The sequence below is a fragment of the Scandinavium sp. genome, assembly GCF_032012665.1.
Taxonomy (GTDB): domain Bacteria; phylum Pseudomonadota; class Gammaproteobacteria; order Enterobacterales; family Enterobacteriaceae; genus Scandinavium.
In genome coordinates, this window is the sequence record NZ_DALZVG010000015.1 from 35861 (window position 1) to 56764 (window position 20904).

At 54.1% G+C, this 20904-nt stretch carries 20 protein-coding genes; 4 read left to right on the top strand and 16 right to left on the bottom strand.

The features are described 5' to 3' along the window. Positions 1-98: 98 nt before the first annotated feature. A complete protein-coding gene (mutM, locus tag RTU33_RS13285) occupies positions 99-908 on the top strand; it encodes a bifunctional DNA-formamidopyrimidine glycosylase/DNA-(apurinic or apyrimidinic site) lyase (protein ID WP_312627959.1) in 810 nt (269 codons plus the stop codon). A gap of 48 nt (positions 909-956) precedes the next feature. Here mutM and coaD read toward each other — a convergent pair whose 3' ends face one another. The 7 genes from coaD to rfaQ all read right to left on the bottom strand — a co-directional run bounded on the left by coaD (position 957) and on the right by rfaQ (position 7875). Further along, complete coding sequence (gene coaD, locus RTU33_RS13290) at positions 957-1439, bottom strand: pantetheine-phosphate adenylyltransferase (RefSeq protein WP_312627960.1); 483 nt, start codon at positions 1437-1439, stop codon at positions 957-959. 3 nt (positions 1440-1442) lie between these two features. After that, a complete protein-coding gene (locus RTU33_RS13295) occupies positions 1443-2213 on the bottom strand; it encodes a glycosyltransferase family 2 protein (RefSeq protein WP_312627961.1) in 771 nt (256 codons plus the stop codon). Beyond that, a complete protein-coding gene (gene waaA, locus RTU33_RS13300) occupies positions 2213-3487 on the bottom strand; it encodes a lipid IV(A) 3-deoxy-D-manno-octulosonic acid transferase (protein WP_312627962.1) in 1275 nt (424 codons plus the stop codon). The genes RTU33_RS13295 and waaA overlap by 1 nt, the downstream gene beginning before the upstream one ends. A gap of 83 nt (positions 3488-3570) precedes the next feature. Then, positions 3571-4566, bottom strand: a complete 996-nt coding sequence (locus RTU33_RS13305) for a glycosyltransferase (protein WP_312627963.1) — start codon at positions 4564-4566, stop codon at positions 3571-3573. Positions 4567-4577: 11 nt separating this feature from the next. Continuing rightward, a complete protein-coding gene (locus RTU33_RS13310) occupies positions 4578-5678 on the bottom strand; it encodes a glycosyltransferase (protein ID WP_312628042.1) in 1101 nt (366 codons plus the stop codon). 2 nt (positions 5679-5680) lie between these two features. Next, positions 5681-6808, bottom strand: coding sequence for a glycosyltransferase family 4 protein (locus tag RTU33_RS13315; RefSeq protein ID WP_312627964.1), 1128 nt, complete (start codon positions 6806-6808; stop codon positions 5681-5683). Continuing rightward, entirely contained in the window at positions 6805-7875 is a 1071-nt protein-coding gene (gene rfaQ, locus RTU33_RS13320) for a putative lipopolysaccharide heptosyltransferase III (protein ID WP_312627965.1), read from the bottom strand. The genes RTU33_RS13315 and rfaQ overlap by 4 nt, the downstream gene beginning before the upstream one ends. Positions 7876-8025: 150 nt before the next feature. On the opposite strand from rfaQ, the gene RTU33_RS13325 reads away from it, so the two are divergent. Next, positions 8026-8991: a polysaccharide deacetylase family protein gene (locus RTU33_RS13325; protein ID WP_312627966.1), complete on the top strand. Its 966-nt coding sequence runs from the start codon at positions 8026-8028 to the stop codon at positions 8989-8991. Positions 8992-9014: 23 nt separating this feature from the next. On the opposite strand, the gene RTU33_RS13330 is transcribed toward RTU33_RS13325, so the two are convergent. The 6 genes from RTU33_RS13330 to rfaD are packed head-to-tail and all read right to left on the bottom strand — an operon-like array spanning position 9015 to position 15205. Further along, a complete protein-coding gene (locus tag RTU33_RS13330; protein WP_312627967.1) occupies positions 9015-10220 on the bottom strand; it encodes an O-antigen ligase family protein in 1206 nt (401 codons plus the stop codon). Next, entirely contained in the window at positions 10208-11116 is a 909-nt protein-coding gene (locus RTU33_RS13335; protein ID WP_312627968.1) for a glycosyltransferase family 2 protein, read from the bottom strand. Before RTU33_RS13335 ends, RTU33_RS13330 begins: the two co-directional genes overlap by 13 nt. 4 nt (positions 11117-11120) lie before the next feature. Next, positions 11121-12227 (bottom strand): glycosyltransferase family 9 protein, encoded by a 1107-nt coding sequence (locus RTU33_RS13340; RefSeq protein WP_312627970.1) that lies wholly within the window; start codon positions 12225-12227, stop codon positions 11121-11123. A 3-nt stretch (positions 12228-12230) separates the two neighbouring features. After that, positions 12231-13214, bottom strand: a complete 984-nt coding sequence (gene rfaC, locus RTU33_RS13345) for a lipopolysaccharide heptosyltransferase RfaC (RefSeq protein ID WP_312627971.1) — start codon at positions 13212-13214, stop codon at positions 12231-12233. 3 nt (positions 13215-13217) lie between these two features. Beyond that, the gene (gene rfaF / locus RTU33_RS13350; RefSeq protein ID WP_312627972.1) at positions 13218-14264 is read right to left on the bottom strand and encodes an ADP-heptose--LPS heptosyltransferase RfaF; all 1047 of its coding nucleotides are present in this window, start codon (positions 14262-14264) and stop codon (positions 13218-13220) included. Positions 14265-14272: 8 nt separating this feature from the next. Next, positions 14273-15205, bottom strand: a complete 933-nt coding sequence (gene rfaD / locus RTU33_RS13355; RefSeq protein ID WP_312627974.1) for an ADP-glyceromanno-heptose 6-epimerase — start codon at positions 15203-15205, stop codon at positions 14273-14275. A gap of 216 nt (positions 15206-15421) precedes the next feature. Between rfaD and kbl the strand changes: the two genes are divergently transcribed. Both kbl and tdh read left to right on the top strand, forming a co-directional pair. Next, positions 15422-16618, top strand: a complete 1197-nt coding sequence (gene kbl / locus RTU33_RS13360; protein WP_312627976.1) for a glycine C-acetyltransferase — start codon at positions 15422-15424, stop codon at positions 16616-16618. Positions 16619-16627: 9 nt separating this feature from the next. Beyond that, positions 16628-17653: an L-threonine 3-dehydrogenase gene (tdh, locus tag RTU33_RS13365; protein ID WP_312627978.1), complete on the top strand. Its 1026-nt coding sequence runs from the start codon at positions 16628-16630 to the stop codon at positions 17651-17653. Between the two features lie 87 nt (positions 17654-17740). Here the strand turns inward: tdh and RTU33_RS13370 are convergent, their stop codons facing one another. The 3 genes from RTU33_RS13370 to RTU33_RS13380 all read right to left on the bottom strand — a co-directional run bounded on the left by RTU33_RS13370 (position 17741) and on the right by RTU33_RS13380 (position 20904). Next, entirely contained in the window at positions 17741-18658 is a 918-nt protein-coding gene (locus RTU33_RS13370) for a hypothetical protein (protein WP_312627979.1), read from the bottom strand. Further along, entirely contained in the window at positions 18651-19883 is a 1233-nt protein-coding gene (locus RTU33_RS13375; protein ID WP_312627980.1) for a glycosyltransferase, read from the bottom strand. Before RTU33_RS13375 ends, RTU33_RS13370 begins: the two co-directional genes overlap by 8 nt. An 88-nt stretch (positions 19884-19971) precedes the next feature. Beyond that, entirely contained in the window at positions 19972-20904 is a 933-nt protein-coding gene (locus tag RTU33_RS13380; protein ID WP_312627982.1) for a divergent polysaccharide deacetylase family protein, read from the bottom strand.

A 20904-nucleotide genomic window follows, 5' to 3' on the forward strand; every position in this document is an offset into this window, starting at 1 on the left:
TTAGTTTCGATGTCACGAAAAACCTCGCTTCGGCGGGGTTTTTTGTTTTCTGCGCGTCCCCATAATAGAAAGCATCATGCAAAGCCATCGGAGACGTCATGCCCGAATTACCTGAGGTAGAAACCAGCCGCCGCGGTATTGAACCGCATCTGGTTGGGGAAACCATCCTGCACGCAATTGTTCGCAATGGCCGCCTGCGCTGGCCCGTATCCAGTGAAATCCACAGCCTCAGCGACAAGCCCGTGCTCAGCGTTCAGCGCCGCGCAAAATATCTTCTGCTGGAGCTACCGGACGGCTGGATAATCATCCATCTGGGTATGTCGGGCAGCCTGCGCATCCTTCCGGAAGAGCGCCCGGCGGAAAAGCATGACCACGTCGATCTGGTGATGAGCAACGGCAAAGTGTTGCGCTATACCGACCCTCGCCGTTTTGGCGCGTGGCTATGGACCAAAGAGCTGGAAGGCCACAGCGTGCTGGCACATCTCGGCCCGGAGCCGCTCAGCGAGGCATTTAACGCAGACTACTTCCGCGAGAAATGCGCTAAAAAGAAAACGGCGATCAAGCCCTGGCTGATGGACAACAAGCTGGTGGTTGGCGTCGGGAACATTTATGCCAGCGAATCGCTGTTCGCCGCGGGCATTCACCCTGACAGGCTGGCATCTTCGCTTTCTCCGGAGGAGTGTGAGCTGCTGGTGCGGGTGATAAAGGCCGTGCTGCTGCGCTCTATTGAACAGGGCGGGACGACGCTAAAAGACTTTCTGCAAAGCGACGGCAAGCCGGGCTATTTTGCCCAGGAGCTGCAGGTGTATGGGCGTAAAGATGAGCCGTGCCGGGTTTGTGGTGCACCCATCATTGCGACGAAGCACGCCCAGCGGGCGACGTTTTATTGCCGGCACTGTCAGAAATAACGCGCGGTTTCGAGGCCCGGTAAGGTGTAACCGCCACCGGGCTACGAATTAAGGCTTTAGTTTGTCCATCAGCGCCTGATGAACGGCTGGCGGCAGGAAGTGTGCGACGTCGCCATCGTGGCGCGCCACTTCTTTCACCAGCGATGAAGAGATAAACGACCACTCTTTCGACGGCATCAGGAACACGCTTTCCAGATCAGGCATCAAATGGCGGTTCATATGCGCCAGCTGCATTTCGTACTCAAAATCCGCCACCGCACGCAGCCCGCGAATCAGGATATTGGCCTGCTGCGCCCGGGCAAAATTAGCCATCAGATCGCTGAATCCAACCACTTCGACGTTAGGCAAATGCGAAATCGCCTGCTGCGCCAGCGCCACGCGTTCATTGAGATCGAACATCGGCTTCTTGCTCGGGCTGGCGGCAATCGCCAGCAGCACTTTATCGAACATAGCGCTTGCGCGGGTAACGATATCAATGTGGCCGTTGGTGATAGGATCAAACGTGCCCGGATAGATGGCTTTTGTGCTCATGACTCACGCCTTCTTGCTGAAGCCACGGGCCAGCGCCCACAGCTCGGTGTACTTATTAAACGTATACTGCGCGTTGACCATTGCCAGCAGCCAGCCCTGTGCACCATCGAGAAAACCTGCGCGCAGGATGAGCGTTTTGACGAAGGCACCGACGGTATGGCTGAAGATGCCCGCCAGCGACGTTGTCTTACCTTTCTGATGGCGCTCCTGCGCCCAGGCGGTAGCGTATGCCAGCTGCTTGCGCTGGAAATCGGCGAAGTCACGGCAGGTCAGGTGCTTCAAATCACCTTTCAGTTCGACCACTTTGGCACCGCGACATTCCAGAGATTCATGTACCTGATTGTCGTTGTACTGCCATTTTTCACGTTCGTACAGGCGTAATACCCGGTCCGGGTACCAGCCGCTGTGACGCATAAAGCGCCCCAGGAAATAGTTACGACGGGCGATACTGTAGACCGCGCCGGGCTCTGGCGCTGAGAGGGCTTGCCGCAATGCCTGTTCGAGTTCTGGCGTTACGCGCTCGTCGGTGTCGATCATTAACACGTAATCGCCTGTAGCAAGTGCCTGAGCGCGCTGACGCTGAATGCCGTAGCCTTGCCAGTCGGTATTCACGTGAACTTTTGCACCGAGGTTTTTCGCCAGCTCAACGGTGCTATCGTCACTGCCGGAGTCCAGCAGAACAATCTCGTCGGCCCACTGCACGGAGGCCAGGCATTCCGGCAGCAGATCGGCCGCGTTTTTGGCAATCATGACCACCGACAGGCGAACAGACATTAATGGCTCCGCTGAGGCAGGTAAGGTTGCAATAACTCCAGTAAACGGACGAGCGCCCCCTGGTTCTGATGCAGAACCTCGACGGCATGGCGGCCGTACCACAGGCGATAATCTTCATCCGTCAGCAGGGTAGAGACTTCTTTTACCAGCGTGTCGGTATCGCTTACGGTTATCAATCCATCCGCCTGCTGGAGCCTGGCGCAGATATCTTTAAAGTTGAAGGTATGCGGTCCCATCAGAACAGGGATAGCGTGCGCCGCAGGCTCCAGCGGATTGTGTCCGCCGCGCTCAACAAGGCTGCCGCCGACAAACGCCAGATCGGCAATGCCGTACAGCAGCATCAGCTCACCCATCGTATCGCCAATGACCACCTGTGTTGCCGTGGACGGAATTTCGCCCGTGCTGCGCAGGGTGAAAGTCATCCCCGCTTTCTGCACCAGCTCACGTGCATCCGCGAAGCGTTCAGGGTGGCGCGGCACCAGAATCAGCAGGAGATCAGGGAAGCTTTCCAGCAGCTTTTTGTGTGCGTCGAGAATAATTTTCTCTTCGCCATCGTGGGTACTGGTGGCAATCCACACCTGGCGACGCGGAGCCCATTGGCGGCGCAGCGTCACCGCGCGGGCCGCCAGTTCAGGCGTGACGGAAATATCGAACTTCAGGCTGCCGGTAATGGCAAGCTGGTTACGTTTGAGCCCCAGAGAGAGGAAGCGGCTGCCGTCCTCTTCGTTCTGCGCGGCAATCAGCGTGATGCGGCTCAGCAGGCGACGCATGAAGCTGCCGAGCTTGCCATAGCCTTTTGCAGATCGTTCAGACAGGCGCGCGTTAGCAATCACCAGCGGTATTTTGCGCTTGTTCAGCGCGGCAATCATGTTTGGCCACAGCTCCGTCTCCATCACGATGACCAGCTTTGGCCGCGTGGTGTTGAAGAACCGGTTCATGGCGCCGGGCAGATCGTACGGCAGATAAACGTGCTGGACGTCTTTGCCAAAGGCCGACATCGCACGTTCGGAGCCGGTTGGCGTCATCGTGGTCACTGTGATCGGAAGTGACGGATAACGATGGCGCAGCGCACGCACCAGCGGAATAGCGGCCAGCGTTTCACCCACTGAGACGGAATGCAGCAGTATACCCTCAGGCACTACCTTATTTTTGCAAAAGCCATAGCGTTCGGCCCAGCGTTTGCGGTACGCCGGTGCCTTGCGGCTGCGCAGCAGTAACCGCAGCCAGACCAGCGGCTGAATCAGGTAGAGCAAGAAGGTATAAAGAAATTCCAAGCGAGTTATCCGTTTTTATCATTCGGCGGGCAAATTCTAAGCATTAAACCAGCGTAAAGCTATCCCTTTGGGGTTACGGGCGTTCAATCGGTCAGATAACGTTTCAAACGGAAGTAGCGGCGGCCAAGACGCCAGCGCAACCGTGGGCTTTTCGCACTCTTCCAGATCAGTTTCCAGATCCCGCGATCGAAGAATTCCCGCACGATCGTCGCTTTTTTACGTGGATCTTTCATATTGTCGAACGTATGAATAATCCCCAACCCCTCTTTGGCTATCTGCCAGTGGCAAGCCGCGATGCCTTTCACCTGTTCGGGATAACGCTGGTTGATGGCATCGAGCATCTCCAGAATTTTCATATAGTGGCGGGCAGAGCGGATCAGCGTCTCGTCAGTGTCCGGCATATGGGATACGGATGCCGAGTGGATGTAGTAATCGTAATACTGCTCGCTCGTATACTGCACGCGTTCAGCGGCCAGCAACACTTCTGTCGTCCAGGGAATGTCCTGATGACGCAGGCCCGGCTCGAAATGGAAGTGATGCTGTCGAATAAAGTCATGGCGATACAGGTTCAACCAGGTGACGTGCAGGAACTTACGTGAATCCAGCGCCTGCTTAAGCCACGTCGGGCCGCTCAGAACACCGGTGGACTGCAATTTTTCCGGCGGGAAAATCGGACGGATTGGTTTTTTGTCATTTTCCCAGACGTAGTTTCCGTTGCAGGTCACCACATCCAGCTGGTTTTTTAACGCCAGGTCCAGCAGATGCTGATACATACCCGGCTTGAAGAAATCGTCGATATCCGGGAAAGAGAGATATTGTCCTGTTGCCACGGCAAGTCCGGTATTGCGGGCAACAGATACCCCCTGGTTTTCCTGCTCGAGTACCTGGATTTGTGGCAGCTGCTCGCGCCATTTCTCGACGATGAGCATTGAGCCGTCGGTGGAACCGTCATTAACGATGATCACTTCCATGCTCTCAATGTTTTGTGCAGCGAGGCAGGAGAAGAACTGATCTAAAAATTTTTCGCCGTTATAGACGGCGACAACCACGCTAAGCAGTGGTGAGGTCGGGTGTTGCATACAATACCTGATTACTGTTTAGTGCCCGCAAGCGCAATATATTGACGGCAGATAGCCTCAATCCCGTAGGTAGAAATGGTGCTGTTATCGATAGCAGGTGGATTTTGCCAGATGTCCCACATGGTTTTAGCAAGGCCATCATCGTTCATTTCGCTCAAACCGCGAGCAAGCTCACCATTGAGAATTTCGGACGGTCCACCGGGACAACGCGTGCTCACGGGTGGCGTCTGGCAAATAATCGCTTCAACCAGCACGTTACCGAACCCTTCACAATCCGAGCTCAACACCAGCTGTCGGGCATTCTTGATCCACGGATAGGGATTCGGCACAAAGGCTCGGAACTGCGTTTTGTCAGCAATACCTAACGTTTTTGCCAATGCTTTCAGTTGCTCAATATGCTTCTGACTGCCGTTCCCCATCATGATCAGCTGACCCGGAATGCCACTTTTAGCGAAGGCCCGCAGCAGGCGATCGTGGCGCTTATGCTCATGGAAACGACCGACATGGATGACGTACTCCTGTCCCTCGAACGCAAAAGGTTCAGCGGCAAGCTGCTGGATATGTGCAATATCAAAGGGGTTATGGATAACCGCATCCCGCTTAAGGGTGATGCGCAGATTTTGGGTCAGATCATGAAGTACGGCGTTAGATACCGCGACAACCTGCGCGTTTTCATAGACCCTGCGTATTTTGGTTCGCTTAAACCAACGTGACGGGGCACGGCGATGGCGAAGGTAAGCAAACGAGAACATGCCATGAACGCAGTACCAGATTTTATCGCGGCTAATGACGCGGGTACGCGCGACGATGCGATCCGTTTTATGCAGGTGGGAGAAAACGATATCAAACGGCCCCTTTTCCTGCGCTTTAATGATGGCTTCGTCCAACAAGCGAGCGCGGCGCCACAGTTCCGTCACCTTCCGCCAGGGTTTTTTACAGTTATCCTGAACGATCTGATAGTCGATGCCTTCCGGAATGGCGTAGTCACACACTTTGCGCAAGGAGAACAGTGATACCTGATGACCCATTTCTACCAGTCCACGCGACAACGTCAGCACTGTTTTTTCAGCACCTCCGCCGGGTAAACCGTCAATAACCATAAGGATGCGCATCATTAATCCAGTAAAGTTTGATAAAGCGTAATGAGCTGACTTGAGAGCCGCTCCGGCGTTGCATCCATGACTTTATGGCGAGCAGCCATGCCCATTTTGTTATCGTAGTTCTGCACCGGTATTGCCATCACGGCGTCCCGTAGCCGGGCGATATCCAGCGCATCACAGACAAAACCGTTTGTTCCTTGCTCAATAAATTCAGCCCCACCGCAGGTGCGTGAGGTAATGACAGGCAACCCGCAGGCCATCGCTTCCAGAATGACATTCGGAAACGGATCGTACAGGGTTGGCAACAGTAAACCGTCTGCCGCCTGATAAAACGGCAATGTCTCTTTTTGCATACCGCAAAAGCGAACGCGATCTTCACACCCAGCTGAACGTGCCAGCGCATGATAGTGCTTTTCCGCCTTGTCCTGACCGACGACAATCAGATAACGATCGGTGCTGGCAATGGCGTTAATCGCAGCCGCCAACCCTTTACGTTCAAATCCTGACCCCACAAAACAGAACGCCACGGCGTTCTCGGGAATAGCCAGTTTTTCACGTAGCGCAAATTTTTGCACGCTGTCTGCCGGAACGAAGCGGCTGGAATCTATAGAATTATAAATCACGTGGATTTTTTTTGCGTCTACGCCAAAATCTTCGATAATTTCCTGCTTCACCATCTCCGCATTACAAATGACGGCTTTCAGCTCTGGCGCCTGATACATGGCCCTTTCTGCACCCATCACGTAGCGATGATAGCGATCGAGCATCAGCATTTTCCCGCGCCAGGCGGGTAAGATGCGCTGACGCTGCAGTAACCAGCGGCGATGAACGCCATCCCCTGCGCGATAAATATCGCAACCCGGAATTCGCTCATGGCTTTGCACAATATCAAACTGTTCGGCCTGCCAGAGTTTACGCGCCGCCTGGGCAAAACCGCGCTCGCGGCTGATGCGGCCCCATTTCTGCGGGTTACAAATGTGAATATGCCAGTCGTCCTGCTTTTCGCCCTGCCACTGGCGAGTGATGACGTTGAGCTCCAGATCCTGATTGCTGAGCGCGCTCAGCGCACGGGAGACGAAACGCTCGGCGCCGCCGTCAGGGCGATATTTTTGCCGGACAATGGCCAGGCGATGTTTTTTCATGACAGGCATTTCCTTGCAGCGGCCACCACGCGTTCGACCGGAATGGCATTCAGATAGCGCTCTTTGGTGTTGGTATCCACCGCATCAGGATCCGGAAGTGGGCCGTACTCGCCAGCCCAAATCACCTCTCCGTTCACCTGCCACGGGCTCCAGAAGGTGAGTTTTGAAGGGCCAAAAAGCGCCACACACGGCGTCTGCAATGCGGCAGCCATATGCATTGGCACAGAATCTACACCAATAAAAAGCGCGGCGTGGTCAATGAGCGCACCCAATTGACGAAGCGTTAACTGCCCGGCCAGCGACACGACGCCTTCCTGAGGACAGGCCGCAAGAATGGTGTCGATCATTGCCAGCTCTTTTTTGTCCGGGCCGGAAGTCAGCACAATCGTATGCCCATCCTGCTGGAGCGCAGTGAGGGTTTGCGCCATTTTGCCTTCATCCCAGCATTTGAAGAACCAGCGGGAGGTAGGCTGTACCACGACAAACTTCTCAGTCACGCCTTTTTCGAGCAGCTTGCCGGAAACGGTTTGCCAGTCTTCCGGTTCATAACTCATAGCGACCGAGCTGACAGGAGGGATGCCCAGCGGAGCAAGAATCGAGAGATTTTGCTCAACGGTATGCATCTGATTATGCCCGTTTATGGACGCAAGAGCAGTGTGACAATGCCGCCAGAACCAGCCCCGGCGCTTATTAAAATCGAAGCCAATTCGCACTGGCGCGCCAGTAAAACGAGTGATGATGGCACTTCGCCATTGGTCGGCAAGGTTAAGAACCAGTTGATAACGCTGGTTGCGCAACGTCGTCAGCAACTGCCACTCTTTTTGCAAATGCCCGCGGGTACCCAGCTTTTTCCATTTGCGGTCAATACCGTAGATCTGATGAATGTCGGGGTGCGCGGCCAGCATATCCCTCGTTTCCTCATACAGCAGGACATCGATTTGCGCATCGGGCCAGCGCTGACGCAGAGAGTGGATCACCGGGGTGGTCAGGAGCATGTCGCCATGATGACGTAATTTAATCAAAAGAATGCGTAAATCGGACACGTTAAGTGAATTGTTCATCATCATCTTATTGGGAGCATATTGCCTGCAATTCTAATAGACATGATGCGGAGTTGCATCCTTTCTCAGCAATGTCAGCTTTTTCCTGGCAACTGTTTACTCTATAAGATGAGAGTGCGTAACATAGCCCTAACCCTCATTCACCATGGGATCATTATGACCAAACCTGCTTTTATCATCACCATCGATACTGAAGGCGACAACCTTTGGCAAAACCATCGGGAAATTAAAACTGAAAATGCCCGATACCTGCCGCGCTTCCAGGCTCTGTGTGGAAAATACGGTTTCAAGCCGGTCTGGTTGACGAACTATGAGATGGCGGTCGATCCGGTTTATATCGAGTTTGCCAAAGATGTGATTGCCCGTGGCCAGGGGGAGGTCGGCATGCACCTGCACGCCTGGAACAGCCCGCCGGAGTATGATTTGACCGGCGATGACTGGCGCTGGCAGCCCTATCTGATTGAATATCCGGATACGGTACTGCGCGAAAAAGTGCTTTTTATGACCGATCTGCTTGAGAAAACCTTCCAGACGAAAATGCTCAGCCACCGCGCCGGTCGCTGGGCATTCGACAGCCGCTACGCAAAATTGCTGATCGAGCTTGGTTATCAGGTTGACTGCTCAGTGACGCCGCGGGTGAACTGGCGCAACGCGAAGGGAGCCCCGCAGGGCAAGGGCGGAACGGATTATCAGCACTTCCCGGACAGCGCCTGGTTTATGGACACAGAAGCTATCCATCAGCCGGGAAACAGTCCGCTGCTGGAAGTGCCGATGAGCATTCAGTACAAACATCCCGGCTGGCTGAACAGCGTAAAGCAAGGTTACGACCGCCTGCGTGGCAAATATCGCTCTCCTTCCGTCAACTGGCTGCGCCCTGCGGGCGGTAATGCGGATGAGATGATCAAAGTCGCTGAGAAATGCCTGGCTCAGGGAAACGACTACGTAGAATTTATGCTCCACTCGTCAGAATTTATGCCCGGCGGCAGCCCGACGTTTAAAGACGAAGCGGCAATTGAAGGGCTGTATCAGGATCTGGAGACGCTCTTCGCCTGGCTTGCGCAGCGGACACAGGGAATGACTTTGGCGGAGTTTTATCAGGTGAAAAATCAAAACGCCGGATAACCGGCGTTTTATAAAGCAGTCTATCAGGACGAGTTTTTCTCTATGCGGGAACTTAGCGCAAAGACTGTTATGAAAAATATAACCCCTTCAGAGCTCAAAAGGATGACATCTGTGAGCCCATAGCCGAGCAGCAAAAGAGTGGCAGTCAATAAGAGGCCGTTTTGATGCTTAAGCCCCTGCCATAGTAATGAGACAAAAAAGAACATTAGCAAAATAATGCCGGGTATGCCCTGAAGCGAATATTTCTCAATAAACTCATTGTGTAAATGGACATTCATAAAAATCATCGAGGATGCAAGATGAGGGTGCTTTTTAACGTACTCGCTTGTCCATTTACCTCGCTCTTCCATGGATTGACCCAACGGGTGATTTAATCCATTGGCGATGCCAACCGTCCACATTGAAAAACGAGCGCCCAATGAAGTCGCATCCTGACCGTCCTGGAAACGGGTAATCTCAGTCTGCGTTTGGGCGATTTTAGGTGCAATGAGCGGTTTATAGCTAAGCGCAATCAGGCCAGCAAGCACACACAGTAGCATTATGATTGGTTTAAGATGTATTTTCCGGAAATGGAAAAGCGTGACCAAAAGAGTAACGACCAGATACAATCCCATTGCTGCACGAGTTCCCGTGAGTAACACCACCGCATAAGCAATAATGATGACCAGTCCGGCCAGCGCGTAGGCTATTTTTGTGCGTTGTATAAACAGGCTGTAGACGAAGGCAAGAGACAGCATGGAGTATAGGTAGGCAGAAAGCGTTGCACGGTTGATGCCCATTTCTACACGGCCCATACCATGCATGGCCTGCCAAAACGCAAACCCGGTAGCCAATACGAAACCTGTTCCTGTTGCCAGCAGAAGCCAGCGCTGGAAATAACGAGAGGAGACATAATGCCTGAAACTGTCGATATAAAACACCAGTACACTACCCAGAATAAGCTTTTTACCGGCCCCAAGATAGTCGCTGTAAAAGTTTAGCCCTTCATTATGATACTCATAAGTGAAATACCAGACTACATTCAATAGGCCAATCAACAAAATAGGCAAAGCAATGCTAAAAGATCTGAGGGTGATGCCTTTATAATCGCACATCAAACCAATAATACTGGCATAAACGGCAATGTAGAAAAACTCCCTCTGTTTTCCTGAGCTTACTAAAACTAATGCCAGCGAAATAAGGGTAAGTGCCAGCGTGAGCTGATAAATTCTTAATCTCACTTTTTCCATAATGCTTTTAACACCCTTTTTTTATAGCTGAAACGCACATCTTTTGACATGAAAAAACGCCATGAATACATTTTGTTAACGCGTTTCCGAACTATTTCACGCTGAGAAGATGTCAGATGTTTCCAATGGTTAGTAAAAATATCAAACCAATGGCAGTTAATAAGCGATTCAAACTTATCAGGAAAGATCTCTTCCATCTTCAATGTACAGTCAACCAGATGAGCGATTTTATCTGGGGTGATATCACTGGAGAGGCTTGATCCTGTTTTGACGTAATAGTAATGGCCATTGCGCTGAAAATATATTTTACGTGATGTGGCAAGCATTGCCGGAAATACTGCAAAGTCTTCATAACAGGAAATCGCGGGAACGGGGTATTTCTCGAACAATTCGCGATGGATAAACTGCCCTCCCAGATGAGCCTGGAAATCCTTATGAATTAAGAACCGGGTGATTGCTTCATCTGTCGTAAGGGATACAGGATTAAATCCACCCCATTCGGGAGTGATTTTAGAAAGATCGCGAACTTCCAGAAGATGGGTGATCAGCATATCTGGCAGATGAGGTCGTAAAAAATTAATTGCATCCTGCAGGCTTCCAGGCTTAAGCAAATCATCACTGTCCAGCATAAAAATATATTGCCCGGAAGATTGCTGGATACCTTCGTTACGTACCATTCCGACATTACAGTAAGAAACCTGCCGGGTAATGAAGTGAGGAAAGCGTGCAGACCATTGCTCAATAATATTCTGGGTTGAATCAACAGAGTTGTCATTAATAATGATAACTTCCGTCTGTTCTGCTTCAGACCCTATCGCATCAAGGAGGCTATGTAGCACACCAGCAAGCGTTTTTTCCGCATTATGGGCCGCAATAATGACGCTGAGAAAGGTCACCTGATCAAATTCCGGAAATCAAAGAGTTAGCAATTTTAACAGCCTGCGGCAGGCTGGACACGAACTGGAAAAGCCGTGATTGTTCTTCCTCGCCGATGGCAAACAGCTCTTCGCGTGTTTTATCAAAGTAGTACCGCGTCTCAAACACATACGAACAGATGTTTTCATCTTTGCCGATCAGCAACGTTTCGCCCAGCGGGCGCTGCTCGCGGTAGCAGCACGGGCCATATAGCAGAACAACAGGAACGTTAACCGCATCGGCAACGTAAACGTTGCCCGAGTCAGAGGCAATATAACAATCCATTCTTGAGATAGCCCACGGCACGTCTTCAAGAGGAAGCTGCCCGAGGAGGCTGGTGATATTGGGCTGTTCACCGATCGTCCGATAGAGCTCGTCCAGCCAGGGCTGTTCGTTCTCGGTGCCAAAAATATAGTAATGGCAGGGCAAAATGCTCAGGGTGTCAAAGATACGCTGCCAGATAGCAGGCGGAATGGTTTTAGCTTTATTCCCGGCGGAAATACTGAGGCCGATGCGAATCACGCCTTCTTTGTCCAGACTTACAGGCCACGTTTGCGGGCGATACAGCGGATATGTGGCATGTTTTGGCGCATCCTGCCAGCTCAATGAGCGATCGGCCAGCTGCAAATAATTGGTGACAGACAGCGTTTGTTTCCCGTGCTCAACGACGCCATCCGCCGCCATGTAGAAAATGGCGTGATACCAGCGGCGCGTGTAAATACTTAAGAACTGCTTGTTTTTGGCGTTACAGACGGCAGCAAAAAATAAATTCGTGCTGTTAGGCTGCAGCAAATACACGTTGTCGTAGCGATTCATAATCTGCCAGGCAAAGCTGAGTTTGGCGAACACGTTGCGCTTCATTTTACCGATGAGATAGATCGTCCCGATGGTATCGTCGCGGCCAGCCAGCGGCTCCACGGCCCGACTAATCAGCACATCACTCTTCTTCAGGTGGCTGAGCAAAGGTGTGGCATTGACGAAATCGCCAATCTTTGCCGTCTGGATGACAAGGTTTTTACCCGTCTCTTTGCGAAACAGCTTTCCCAGCAGCTTTACCGGAAGAAAGAGGATAAACAAAAGCACATAGCTCATTGACTACGTTTCCTTGCCCGTACGTTGCAGGTTTCGCTGTAAGGCGTTAAAAATCGCATCGGCCGTGATATCTCCCATCTTGCCCGTTGGGCTGGCATATTGTTGTTGATTTTTGCCGTAGCCGCCAATCAAACCCGGGTCTGTCGGGCCAAAGAGCGTAATGTTGGGGCGGTCTAAAGCGGCTGTCAAATGGCTCAGTCCCGTATCGACGGAGACAACGGCCTGCGCACCGGCTAGCTCAGCGGCAACCTCAGCAAGCGTGAGTTTTGGTAGCACCTGCACATGGCTCAGGCCTGCGGCAATCCGCTCGGCACGCTCACGCTCATGGCTGGCTCCCCACGGCAGTTTAATCTGGAATCCGCTGGCTTGCATTAGTTGAACAAGCTCACGCCAGTGCGTTTCGGGCCAGTGCTTATTATCGCGGGTGGTGGCATGCAGCAATATCACATACGGTGACGCGGTTTGTTCCTGTAAATGCTGAAAATGCTGCGCAATCGCATAATCACCCTGCGTCTCAGGCTTTGGATAACCCAGACTTTTTGCAAACAGTTCACGCGTGCGTTCAACGGCGTGCTGCTGCTTTTCGATGTGATGGCGACGATTATAGAACAGGCTCGCCAGCGGTTCGCGGGCGCTGGACCAGTCCATACCGTGCTTAACGCCGCGCGCCAGGCGCGTGACCAGCGCGGCGCTTTTCACCAGGCCCTGAGCGTCGATGATGGCGTCGTATTTTTGCGCCTGCACCTTCTGGCGAAACGCCTGACGTTCGGCTTTCACCGGCGTGGAGAACCACGCTTTACGCCAGCGGCGAATCGCCACGGGAATGACATTGTCTACCGCTGAGTGCCAGGACGGGATCTGCGCAAAACCTTCCTCCACTGCCCAGTCAAAACGAATGCCCGGAATGGCCTGAACGGCATCGGTCAACGCAGGCAGGGTGTGGAGCACATCGCCCATCGAGGACGTTTTCACGATCAGCACTCGCATCCGTTATGCGTCCCCGGCCAGCAGCAGTTGGTTTAACTCTTCCAGCACGCGGGCGGGCGTGATGTCGATCAGGCTCTGATGATAGCCCTCTTCGCCGTCACCTTTGCGCACTTTGTGGTAGCCGGTAATCAGACGAATCACTTTGGCTTTGTCCGACAGCGGCGGGGTGAAGTCCGGGCTGCTTGGGCCATAAAGTGCAACCAGCGGGCGGTTCAGCGCCGCGGCAACGTGCATCAGACCCGAATCGTTGGTGACTACGGCTTTGCAGGCGGCAAGCAGGATCACTGCCTGCTCAAGCTGGGTTTCCCCGGCCAGGTTACGACACCAGGCCTGCTGTTCCTGACTGAGCGCGGTGAGGATTTCGTTCCCGGCATCGTGATCTTTTGCCGATCCAAACAGCACAACCTGATAGCCTTCGTCGATCAGCTGTTTCGCCAGTTCGGCGTAATGATAATGCGGCCAGCGTTTCGCCGGGCCGAACTCAGCGCCGGGGCAAAAGCCGACCATCTGCCGTTCTGTGGAGAGGTTAAAGGCGGCGCAGGTCTGCGATTTTTCGCCTTCACTCACCTGAAGCTGCGGCCACAGCAGCGGCTGAGGCAAATCTTTCGCCGAACGCATAACGCCTTTGTCGTAGGCCAGCGCCACGTAACGCTCAACCATCAGCGGCCAGGCCGCTTTGTCGAGCACGCGCGCATCGTTTAGCAGACCGTAGCGCATTTCGCCGCGCCAGCCGGTACGCTGTGGCACACCCGCAAAGAAGGGCACAAAGGCTGATTTAAAGGAGTTAGGCAGGACATAGGCACGATCGTAACGCTTTTCACGCAGGCTGTGCCCGAGCTTGCGGCGCTCGCCAATTTCCAGCGCGCCGTGTCCGAACGGCATAGGAATGGCTTCATTCACTTCCGGCATACGCGATAAAAGCGGACGGCACCACGCGGGTGCCATCACATCAATGATCGCCTGGGGATAGCGCGCCTTGAGCGTGCGATAGAGACTTTGCGACATCATCATGTCGCCCACCCATGACGGGCCAATCACCAGTATTTTCATTTTTTATCTTATGCGTCGCGGTTCAGCCAGTGCATGTACTCGGTAACGCCTTCGGCCACGGTTTTGAAAGGCTTATCATAGCCTGCCGCACGCAGATTGGTGAGGTCGGCCTGGGTAAACGCCTGATAGCGACCTTTCAGTTTTTCCGGGAACGGGATGTACTCAATGCTGCCTTTTTTGTGGAACGCCAGGGTTGCATCCGCTACGGCCTGGAAAGATTCCGCACGCCCGGTACCGAGGTTGAAGATACCGGAAACACCGTTTTCCCAGAACCACAGGTTTACCGCTGCGACGTCGCCCACGTAGACGAAGTCACGCTTGAAGCCGTCGCTGCCTTCGAACAGTTTAGGACTTTCGCCATTATTCAGCTGGGTGTTGAGGTGGAATGCCACGCTCGCCATGCTGCCTTTGTGGCCTTCGCGCGGTCCATAAACGTTGAAGTAGCGGAAGCCTACTACAGGAGAATCCACTTCCGGCAGGATCTGACGCACGTATTCGTCGAACAGGAACTTGGAATAGCCGTAAACGTTCAGCGGCTTTTCATATTCGCGCGACTCGATGAAATCCGAGGTGCGCCCGCCGTAGGTGGCTGCAGAAGAGGCATACAGGAACGGGATTTCGCGCTCCAGGCAGTAGTGCAGCAGCTCTTTCGAGTACTGATAGTTATTATCCATCATGTACTTGCCGTCCCACTCGGTGGTGGAAGAGCAGGCACCTTCGTGGAACACGGCTTCGATCTCGCCCATCTCTTCGCCTGCCATAATCTGGATAAGGAAGTCTTCTTTATCCATGTAATCGGCGATGTTGAGATCGACCAGGTTGACGAATTTGGTGCCATCTTTCAGGTTGTCCACCACCAGAATGTCGGTGATACCTTTATCATTCAGGGCCTTAACGATGTTGCTGCCAATGAAGCCTGCGCCGCCGGTAACGATGATCATAAACGATAACCTTTGAAATGTGAGTGACCGGGACTATCCCGGACGCTAATGGTTCTTATCATACCATCACTGTGCGGACTCTTCACATTCACCGACAAGCCGCAGGGGTACACGTGATTTATGCTACAAAAATGCTTATCTGCCGCGGTGTCATCTCGTATACGCCGGAAGCATTGGGTAATATGTGCCAAATTTTGCCGAATCTGGAGAGTTGCAATGCGTGGTGATTTTTACAAACAGTTAACCAGCGACCTGGAGACCGCCCGCGCGGAAGGGTTGTTTAAAGAAGAACGCATCATTACCTCCGCCCAGCAGGCGGACATCACCGTCGGCGACGGTAGCCACGTCATCAACTTCTGCGCCAACAACTACCTTGGCCTGGCCAACCACCCGGAACTTATTGCCGCAGCAAAAGCCGGTATGGACAGCCACGGATTCGGCATGGCTTCCGTTCGTTTCATCTGCGGCACCCAGGACAGCCATAAGGCGCTGGAGAAGAAGCTCGCTGATTTCCTCGGGATGGAAGACGCGATTCTGTACTCCTCCTGCTTTGACGCTAACGGCGGCCTGTTTGAAACCCTGCTCGGCGCAGAAGATGCCATTATTTCCGATGCCCTGAACCACGCGTCGATCATCGACGGCGTGCGTCTGTGCAAAGCGAAGCGTTTCCGCTATGCCAATAACGACATGGCTGAACTGGAAGCGCGCCTGAAAGAAGCCCGCGAATCCGGCGCGCGCCACGTGCTGATCGCCACCGACGGCGTGTTCTCCATGGACGGCGTCATTGCGAACCTGAAAGGCGTATGCGACCTGGCAGACAAATACGATGCGCTGGTCATGGTCGATGATTCCCACGCCGTTGGCTTTGTCGGCGAAAACGGTCGTGGTTCGCATGAATATTGTGACGTGATGGGCCGCGTTGACATCATCACCGGCACCCTGGGCAAAGCGCTCGGGGGCGCATCCGGCGGCTATACCGCCGCACGTAAAGAAGTCGTTGAGTGGCTGCGTCAGCGCTCCCGTCCGTACCTGTTCTCCAACTCTCTGGCTCCGGCCATCGTTTCCGCCTCCATCAAAGTGCTGGAAATGGTGGAGTCAGGGGCAGAGTTACGCGATCGCCTGTGGGCCAACGCCCGCCTGTTCCGCGAAAAAATGACCGCCGCAGGCTTTACCCTGGCCGGTGCCGACCACGCCATCATTCCCGTGATGCTGGGTGAAGCCACCGTCGCGCAGGACTTTGCCCGCGAGCTGCAAAAAGAAGGCATTTACGTCACCGGTTTCTTCTATCCGGTGGTGCCAAAAGGCCAGGCACGTATCCGCACGCAGATGTCCGCGGCGCATACTCCTGAGCAAATTGAACGTGCGGTGGACGCGTTTACCCGCATCGGTAAGCAACTGGGCGTCATTGCCTGAGGATGTGAGATGAAAGCATTATCGAAACTGAAGGCCGAAGAAGGCATCTGGATGAACGACGTTCCTGAACCGGAAGTCGGGCATAACGATCTGCTGATTAAGATTCGCAAAACCGCTATCTGCGGCACCGACGTACACATCTACAACTGGGACGAATGGTCACAGAAAACCATTCCGGTCCCGATGGTTGTCGGTCATGAATACGTGGGCGAAGTGGTTGGCATCGGCCAGGAAGTGAAAGGCTTCAAAATCGGCGACCGCGTGTCCGGCGAAGGCCACATCACCTGCGGCCACTGCCGTAACTGCCGCGCGGGCCGTACGCACCTGTGTCGCAATACCATCGGCGTTGGCGTCAACCGTCCGGGCTGTTTTGCAGAATATCTGGTGATCCCGGCGTTTAACGCCTTCAAAATCCCGGACAACATTTCTGACGATCTGGCCTCCATCTTCGACCCTTTCGGCAACGCGGTTCACACGGCGCTGTCGTTTGATTTGGTTGGCGAAGACGTGCTGGTCTCCGGCGCAGGCCCGATTGGCATTATGGCGGCAGCCGTGGCAAAACACGTTGGCGCACGCAATGTCGTGATCACCGATGTGAACGAATACCGTCTCGGCCTGGCGCGCAAAATGGGCGTAACCCGCGCGGTGAACGTGGCGACTGAAAACCTGAAAGACGTGATGGACGAACTCGGCATGACCGAAGGCTTCGACGTGGGCCTGGAGATGTCCGGCGCGCCACCGGCGTTCCGCACGATGCTGGACACCATGAACCACGGTGGTCGCATCGCGATGCTGGGCATTCCACCGTCAGACATGTCCATCGACTGGACCAAAGTTATCTTTAAAGGGCTGTTCATCAAAGGCATTTACGGCCGTGAGATGTTCGAAACCTGGTACAAGATGGCCGCGCTGATTCAGTCTGGCCTCGATCTCTCGCCAATCATCACCCATCGCTTCGGCATTGATGATTTCCAGAAAGGCTTTGACGCGATGCGTTCAGGCCAGTCCGGGAAAGTTATCCTGAGCTGGGATTAATCCGCGTAATTGCCGGATGACGCTGCGCTTATCCGGCCTACGGAAGCTGATTTCTGTAGGCCAGTGCAGGCTTAGCGCCGCAAGGCATCAGCTTTGTTGCTGCTTCTCTTTATCCGTCAGATAGCGCACTTTGCGCGTGTAGTCCTGCCCTTTGAACAGCAGCTTGCTGTCAGCTGATTGCAGATATTTCTGCCACTCAGAGAGCGGGAAACCGCCATGGGCACCGACCACCTCTTTTGGGATAACCGCTTCCTGCCCGCCGATTTTTTTGGAGACCGGCCAGTTCATCCAGTCGCCCAGATTCACCGTTTTCAGATCAAGCATATCCAGCAGCGCGGCCAGCGGCAGCTGATCCGTTGGCGGCTGGCTGTCGTCCATCAACTCCCAGGTATCCTGGAAAAGCGTCAGCCACAGCGGACAGATACGACGCCAGGTTTTGCGCGTTGCGGCCAGGAAGGCCCCGTTGACGTGGTCGACGATATACGGGCGCACGGTGCCCTGGTAGTAAGCCGGTACCTTTTCAGCCGGTGCGCCTGCCAGCTTGGCGATCATTTTGCCCTGACGAAAGCTCGAATAAATATGGCCTTCTTCAACCCTGAACCGGGGCATCTGCAGCAGGTTCAGGTCTGAATCGATCATCAAAACGCCTTCACCGCGCGCCTGCATTGGCGCGTTCAGTTTCACCAACCGACTCAGGTAGATCTGCTTGTAGCGGTAGGTCTCTTCACGCTTTGGCAAATCGAGCGTAACAACGCGGGTTTTTACCGGTAGCGCGCCAAACGCGCTCTCTGGCTGATCGCTGACGATAACAATCTCTTCAAGATCGGGCGCGTAGCGCTCGGCGAAGGTGGCGGAAAGTAACGCCTCCTCAACATAATCTGCCCCGGTGCAGGGGATGACGACCGAGGTAATCGGCACGCTCTGAGCAGAAGGCGTCAATGAAGCATAAGGAATATTGTGGCGCGCCGTGATGTGACGATAGCGGGCATTCAGAAAGTTAAACATGGTCGGTCCGTCCCGAAGAAATAGAGGCTAGTTCGCGTTCAACACCCGCGACGTAATGCTCAATGGCGTAGTGATGGCGCACGTGCTGACGGGCGTTTTCAGCCAGGGCCCGGCGCAGTTCAGCATTTTGCCAGAGCAGGGAAAGGTTGTGTGCAAGAGCCTGAGTATCACTCCACGGGAAAAGCAGGCCGGTTTGCTGATGGTGGATAAGCTCAGCGGTCCCGGTGACGTCAGAACCGATAACCGGCACCCCCAGCAGCATTGCCTCCAGCACTACGCGAGGCAGCCCTTCGCTGGCTGAGGCCAGGATAAAGAGATCAAAGGCGGCGAGATAATCCAACGGATTATTGCGAAATCCGGTAAAGACAACCCGTTCTGCAAGCCCGCACGCTGCGGCCTGCGCTTCGAGCGATGAACGCTCCGGGCCTTCGCCAATCAGCAACAGCTTCCACTTTGCGTCGGGATGATTCCGGCTGAACAAGGCCAGCGCTTCGAGCGTGTGATGATTCGCTTTACGGGGGAGTAGTGAACCAATGCTGCCGAAGACAAACGTATCGTCATCCAGTCCCAGCGAACGGCGCATCGCCGCACGATCCGGCAACGGTTGGTGGATATCGATGGCGTTATTCACGGTGACGCAGAGCTGACGCTCAACGCCGTTGTTGAGCAGCACGCTTTCCACTCCATGGGAAACGGCAATGATTTTATCCACCTGCGCATTAACCAGCGCGACCAGCGACGGCGAGAGGACAGGTTTAATGCGGCAGTGCTGAACCAGCCCAACGGGCAGGCCCTTTACGGCATGATAGCCCTCTTCGTTAGAGCCAGGCTGATTATTCATGTACAGGATGTCGTACCCGCCCTCCTGCAGCAGCTTGCGCAGACGGCGTGCGTCAGGCTGGATGCGCCACAGCGTATCCATCTTTCGGGTAAAGACTTTGCGCGCGTCGCGGGAGAAGAACAGCAGGCTGCGACCGACTTCTTTCAGTAACTTTGCCCAGCCAGGCTGACGACGGGCAGGCATCAGGATCATCGGAATGCCGAAGGTGCTCAGCACTTGCTCAATGCTCTCCCCGCCCGCACGAAGATAGTTGTGGTAGAAGCAGCAGGTAATATCGAACCGTTGCCTGTCGATGCGTTTGAGCAACTCCAGCATGCTGTTGGTGCCACCGCCCCACTCTTTGCCGCTGTCGAACAGCAGGATTTTCCGTTTTTGCGGCACCATGCTCTCTGATTCTCATATTAAAACCAGTGGGCATTATAGAGAATCTCGCCGCAGATTCAGCGTTTTTTATCGCCGTCTTCCAGACCGCTCAGGGCTTATCCCAGCCCTGCCACTGCAGCTGGAAGTATTGCACCAGCGTGCTGTGCGTAATGCTGTCGCTTAACACATCGAAGAAACGGCTCGCATAGACTGGCTGCTGCGGTTTTTTCGGTTTGCACAGCTTCACGCCCCGGAACGGATTGCGTGGCGCCGCAGGCTGCACTGGAGCGGCATTGTTCGGGGTTGAGGTATCGACCTGAGGTTCATTCAGCAGGCTGCTGGGGCGAACCAGGGTGATATCGGGCGGCAGGTTGTACACCATCTGCTGAAGCACGCGCACCGTGGTCGGATGCGGATGTCCGATGGCAATCGCAGAACCGCTGCGCCTCGCAATCTGGATAGCACGATTAAACTGCGTGCGAATATCCGCTTCGTTTTGCGTGTCGTCGAGGAACACTTTGCGCTTAATGACCTTCACGCCCGTTCCGGCGGCGGCCCGCATCGACTGGCTGTTGCCAATCGTCATGCTGTCGAGAAAGTAGAAATTGTAATGGCTCAGCGTCTGCATCACCTTCTGCATGCCAAACAGGCTGGAGGTCATGGCGCTGCCCATGTGGTTATTCAGGCCCACGGCATAAGGCACCTTGCTTACGGCTTCCCGGATGATGCGCTCGATCTCATCGCTGCTCATGTCCGGGCGCAGGGTGTCTTTCTCCAGCGGCTGTTTACTGATTGGTGCCATCGGCAGATGGATCAGCACTTCATGGCCGCTATTGTGGGCTTTGGTCGCCATTTCGCGGGCATGCGGTGCATTGGGTAAAACGGCGACGGAGAGGGTGTTGGGCAATGCCAGCACCTGATTTTCCTGCTGGGGGCGATAGCCAAAATCATCAATGACTATCGAGAGTTTTCCGGCATGGACCGGGGCAACCATCGCCACTAAGGCGGCGACGGACAACGCTAACGGGCGAAATTGAAGCAA

Coding starts and splice junctions, on each gene's coding strand:
- mutM (WP_312627959.1), top strand. CDS start 99: ATGCCCGAATTACCTGAGGTAGAAACCAGCCGCCGCGGTATTGAACCG.
- coaD (WP_312627960.1), bottom strand. CDS start 1,439: ATGAGCACAAAAGCCATCTATCCGGGCACGTTTGATCCTATCACCAAC.
- RTU33_RS13295 (WP_312627961.1), bottom strand. CDS start 2,213: ATGTCTGTTCGCCTGTCGGTGGTCATGATTGCCAAAAACGCGGCCGAT.
- RTU33_RS13305 (WP_312627963.1), bottom strand. CDS start 4,566: ATGCAACACCCGACCTCACCACTGCTTAGCGTGGTTGTCGCCGTCTAT.
- RTU33_RS13310 (WP_312628042.1), bottom strand. CDS start 5,678: ATGCGCATCCTTATGGTTATTGACGGTTTACCCGGCGGAGGTGCTGAA.
- RTU33_RS13315 (WP_312627964.1), bottom strand. CDS start 6,808: ATGAAAAAACATCGCCTGGCCATTGTCCGGCAAAAATATCGCCCTGAC.
- rfaQ (WP_312627965.1), bottom strand. CDS start 7,875: ATGATGATGAACAATTCACTTAACGTGTCCGATTTACGCATTCTTTTG.
- RTU33_RS13325 (WP_312627966.1), top strand. CDS start 8,026: ATGACCAAACCTGCTTTTATCATCACCATCGATACTGAAGGCGACAAC.
- RTU33_RS13330 (WP_312627967.1), bottom strand. CDS start 10,220: ATGGAAAAAGTGAGATTAAGAATTTATCAGCTCACGCTGGCACTTACC.
- RTU33_RS13340 (WP_312627970.1), bottom strand. CDS start 12,227: ATGAGCTATGTGCTTTTGTTTATCCTCTTTCTTCCGGTAAAGCTGCTG.
- rfaC (WP_312627971.1), bottom strand. CDS start 13,214: ATGCGAGTGCTGATCGTGAAAACGTCCTCGATGGGCGATGTGCTCCAC.
- rfaF (WP_312627972.1), bottom strand. CDS start 14,264: ATGAAAATACTGGTGATTGGCCCGTCATGGGTGGGCGACATGATGATG.
- rfaD (WP_312627974.1), bottom strand. CDS start 15,205: ATGATCATCGTTACCGGCGGCGCAGGCTTCATTGGCAGCAACATCGTT.
- kbl (WP_312627976.1), top strand. CDS start 15,422: ATGCGTGGTGATTTTTACAAACAGTTAACCAGCGACCTGGAGACCGCC.
- tdh (WP_312627978.1), top strand. CDS start 16,628: ATGAAAGCATTATCGAAACTGAAGGCCGAAGAAGGCATCTGGATGAAC.
- RTU33_RS13370 (WP_312627979.1), bottom strand. CDS start 18,658: ATGTTTAACTTTCTGAATGCCCGCTATCGTCACATCACGGCGCGCCAC.
- RTU33_RS13375 (WP_312627980.1), bottom strand. CDS start 19,883: ATGGTGCCGCAAAAACGGAAAATCCTGCTGTTCGACAGCGGCAAAGAG.